Source organism: Martelella sp. (assembly GCF_984369615.1).
Genome location: NZ_CFHTCS010000424.1, coordinates 1 through 3,352, shown reverse-complemented (window position 1 = coordinate 3,352; position 3,352 = coordinate 1). Strand labels below are relative to the sequence as shown.

4 protein-coding genes are annotated in these 3,352 nt (G+C 64.7%); all 4 read right to left on the bottom strand.

The window, feature by feature from the left end:
• Positions 1 to 450, bottom strand: a 450-nt coding sequence (gene prs / locus AC5DC2_RS21555; protein WP_491699967.1) for a ribose-phosphate diphosphokinase, incomplete at its 3' end; no start/stop codon positions are given.
• Positions 451 to 586: 136 nt separating this feature from the next.
• On the bottom strand, positions 587 to 1,450 hold the full coding sequence (locus AC5DC2_RS21550) for a hypothetical protein (RefSeq protein WP_491699966.1): 864 nt from the start codon (positions 1,448 to 1,450) through the stop codon (positions 587 to 589).
• Between the two features lie 91 nt (positions 1,451 to 1,541).
• Positions 1,542 to 2,693, bottom strand: coding sequence for a M24 family metallopeptidase (locus AC5DC2_RS21545; protein ID WP_491699965.1), 1,152 nt, complete (start codon positions 2,691 to 2,693; stop codon positions 1,542 to 1,544).
• A 45-nt stretch (positions 2,694 to 2,738) separates the two neighbouring features.
• Positions 2,739 to 3,352 (bottom strand): peptidoglycan editing factor PgeF (pgeF, locus tag AC5DC2_RS21540; protein WP_491699964.1); only part of this gene is annotated, 614 nt, incomplete at its 5' end.

Genomic DNA, 3,352 nt, shown 5'->3' with positions numbered 1-3,352 from the left:
GCGCGCGAGGATCGGCAGTGGATAGAGGTTGTCGGTGGGAATGTCGAAAAAGCCCTGGATCTGGCCGGCATGAAGATCAAGCGTCATCACGCGGTTGGCCCCGGCCTGGGTGATCAGATTGGCCACCAGCTTGGCCGAGATCGGAGTGCGCGGGCCGGGTTTGCGATCCTGCCGTGCATAGCCGAAATAGGGAAGGACCGCCGTGATGCGGCGCGCCGAGGAGCGACGGAACGCGTCGATCATGATCAGCAGTTCCATCAGGTGGTCATTGGTCGGAAAAGAGGTCGACTGGACGACGAAGACGTCCTCGCCGCGCACGTTTTCCTGGATTTCCACGAAGATTTCCTGATCGGCGAACCGCCTGACGCTCGCCTTGCCCATCGGGACATTGAGATAGTTGCAGATCGCTTCGGCAAGCTGTCGATTGGAATTGCCCGCGAAAACCTTCATGTCATACCGCCCGTTGCGTCTTCCTGCCCGCTTTTTAACCGGCCTGCCGGTGATTGCAAGGCGGTTGTTACGGTCTTGTGACGGTTTCAACCGACTTTACCGTTTCAATGTGACCAAAAGGAAAGGGCTGCGCGCATCAACCCTGGCTGTCGAGCCAGGCAAGCAGCGATCCGACGGATTTCTGACCGACATCGGCCATCATCTCCGGCGTCACCGCCTCCCAGGGGTCGCTTCCGGAAAACCCGCCTGCCAGCGCGGCTTCGCTGCCCTGGATGCGGTGAAGACGCAGGCCGTCCGAGCCGATCACGTCCCAGACATAGACGACAGAGACCCGGCCGTCGTCGTTGACGACCGAAAAATAGCCCTTGAGCGAGAGGTCTGCCGCCGTCTCGCCCATCGGCACGATGGTGAGGCCGGCCGCGCGCACGCTGTCGCCGAGGCGGGCCGAGAGCGGCTCGAGCTTGTCGGAAGGGGCGCCGATGATCGGCAGGAAGCGGACCGACTGGACGGTGGTGACCGACGCCGGCTGCTTTGCGGCAGGCGCGGCGGATGCGATCTGTTGCGGCGCTGCCTGTTGCGTCATGGTCTCGGGCGCCGGGGTCTGTCGGGTCATTGCCGCTTGCCGAGGCGCGGCAGCCGCGGGCGGGGTTGCAGGCGCCGTTCCTGCAGGAGCCGCTGTTGAAGGCGCCAGGCCGAGTTGGTCTGCCTGCTGGCCGAAGGTGGAAGGAGCGCGACCGCGTCCGGGCGTGGCATCAAGCGCGGTGGCGGCCTCGTCCGTCGTGACCCGGGGGCTGCCCGGATTGCCGTAGGAGGGCGAGGCAGGAGCGGCAAGGCTCCGGCGGGCGACGCTTGCCTGCGGTGCGGCGGCGACCGGCGGCGGGTCTTGATAGGCCTGCGGCGCGGCATCGCCGACAGGGGCAGGGGGCGTCGACGCCACCGTCATCACGTCTGTGGCGGAACAGGCGGCAAGCAGGCCCGCAGCAAGGAGAATGCTTGCCATACGCATCATCTGACCACGCCCTTTCCGTTGAAAATACTGGCGATTTTCGGGAGAGGGGGCGGGTTTGTCAAACGCTGGCGACGATCATGCTTTATTTTGCGTAAAGGTCGAGGCCAAGCCTGGAAAGCGGTTTGGGATCGTCCTCGCCCGTCAGATAGGTGCGGCCGAGCGTCATTGCCGTCCCGCTGTCTGAATCCATGATGATGATGTGCACGAACAGCGACATGGACGGCAGGATCGGGTTCGGATTTCCGGCATGGAACATCTGGTGTTCCATCCAGGACGGGGCGAACCGCGCGCCGAGCGAATAGCCGCAGGCGTTCAGCCGGTGGCGCGAAAGACCGCGGGCATCCATGATCTCGGCGTGCTTGTCGAAGACGTCGCCGAAACTGTGTCCCGGCCGCAGCAATTCCTCGATCGCTTCCAGCGTTGCCTTCGCCGCGCCGAACAGCGCGTGATGACGGTCGCTCGGCTCGCCGATCACCAGCGTGCGCATGGCCGCAACATGGTAATGCCCGGACACGCCCGCCCATTCGAGCGTCAGCTGGTCGTTCTCCGAGAGCCGGCGCCGGCCCGATTTGGCGCGGCACAAAAGTGCGCTCTCGCCCGAGCCGATGATGAAGTTGTTGGCCGGATAATCGCCGCCGCCGGAAAGCACGGCGCCCTGCATCGCCGAAAGGATTTCGGCCTCGTCCGCGCCGGGCTTGACCAGCGGTAGCGCCGCGTCGAAGGCGTCATCGCAAAGCACTGCGGCCGTTTCGATATGGGTGATCTCGGCCGGGCTCTTGATCAGGCGCAGATTCGAAACGAGATAGGACGCGTCCTCGAGCTGGCAGAACGTGGAGAGCTGCTGGTCGAGCAGATGGGCGGAGCGCCCGGTCATGCCGTGGGTGTCATACTCGACGCCGATGCGGCAGCCGAGCAGGTCGAGATCGGCCAGCATCTCCTTCAGGTCGCGGCTCGGGTCCGTCTGGCCGCGATCGACCCAGATGCGGATATCGGAGATGTTGGAGGTCTGGCGCGCCTGGCGGACGTCTGCCGAGCGGGTCAAAAGCGTCATCTTGCCGTCGGCTGTCACCGCAAGGCACTGGAAGAAAACGAAGCCGAACGTGTCGTAGCCGGTCAGCCAGTACATGCTTTCCTGCGCGAACAGAAGCACGGCATCGAGCTTCTTGGCGGCCATCGCGCTCTTCAGCCGCTCCAGCCTGTCGGCATATTCCTCGTTGTCAAAGATCAGCGCCATATCTGTCTCCCCGGGCGTGCCTGGCACGCGATTGACGTTTAGGGCTCATGAAGCCGTTATCGAGATCGCCGAGATCTGGCGGCCGTAATCCGGCTCGCCGCGATGGGTGGAACGGCGATAGGAAAAGAAATCCCGCTCATTCTCATAGGTGCATTGCCCGATGATGTCGTGCGCAATTCCGGCGCGGTCAAGCCTGAGGCCTATGAAGCCGGCAAGGTCGAACAGGGCGTGGCCTTCCCGTCCGGAGGGCGAAAACAAGCGCGAAAACGCTGTGTCCGTCTCGGTGAAGCGGGCGACGAATTCCGGACCGACCTCGTAGGCGCGCCTGCCGATGCAGGGACCAAGGCTCGCGATTGTCGTGTCGCGGTTTGCGCCGAGCTTCGCCATGGCTGCAAGGGTCGCCTCGAGAACGCCGCTGAGCGCGCCGCGCCAGCCCGCATGAGCAGCGCCAATGACGCCGGCTTCCGTGTCGGCAAAGAGCACCGGGCCGCAATCGGCCGTCAGCACGCCGAGCACGAGACCCGGCGTTTTCGTCACCAGCGCATCGGCGCGCGGCCGCTCGCCGGCAAAGGGCGCGTCGACGGCAATCGCCTCGGCCGAATGGCACTGGTGCAGATTGACGAGCCGGGCGGCCTCTTCACCGAACCAGCCGGCGACGC

Excerpts from the sequence above, each read along its gene's own strand:
- AC5DC2_RS21550 (WP_491699966.1), bottom strand. The coding sequence starts at position 1,450 with ATGGCAAGCATTCTCCTTGCTGCGGGCCTGCTTGCCGCCTGTTCCGCC.
- AC5DC2_RS21545 (WP_491699965.1), bottom strand. The coding sequence starts at position 2,693 with ATGGCGCTGATCTTTGACAACGAGGAATATGCCGACAGGCTGGAGCGG.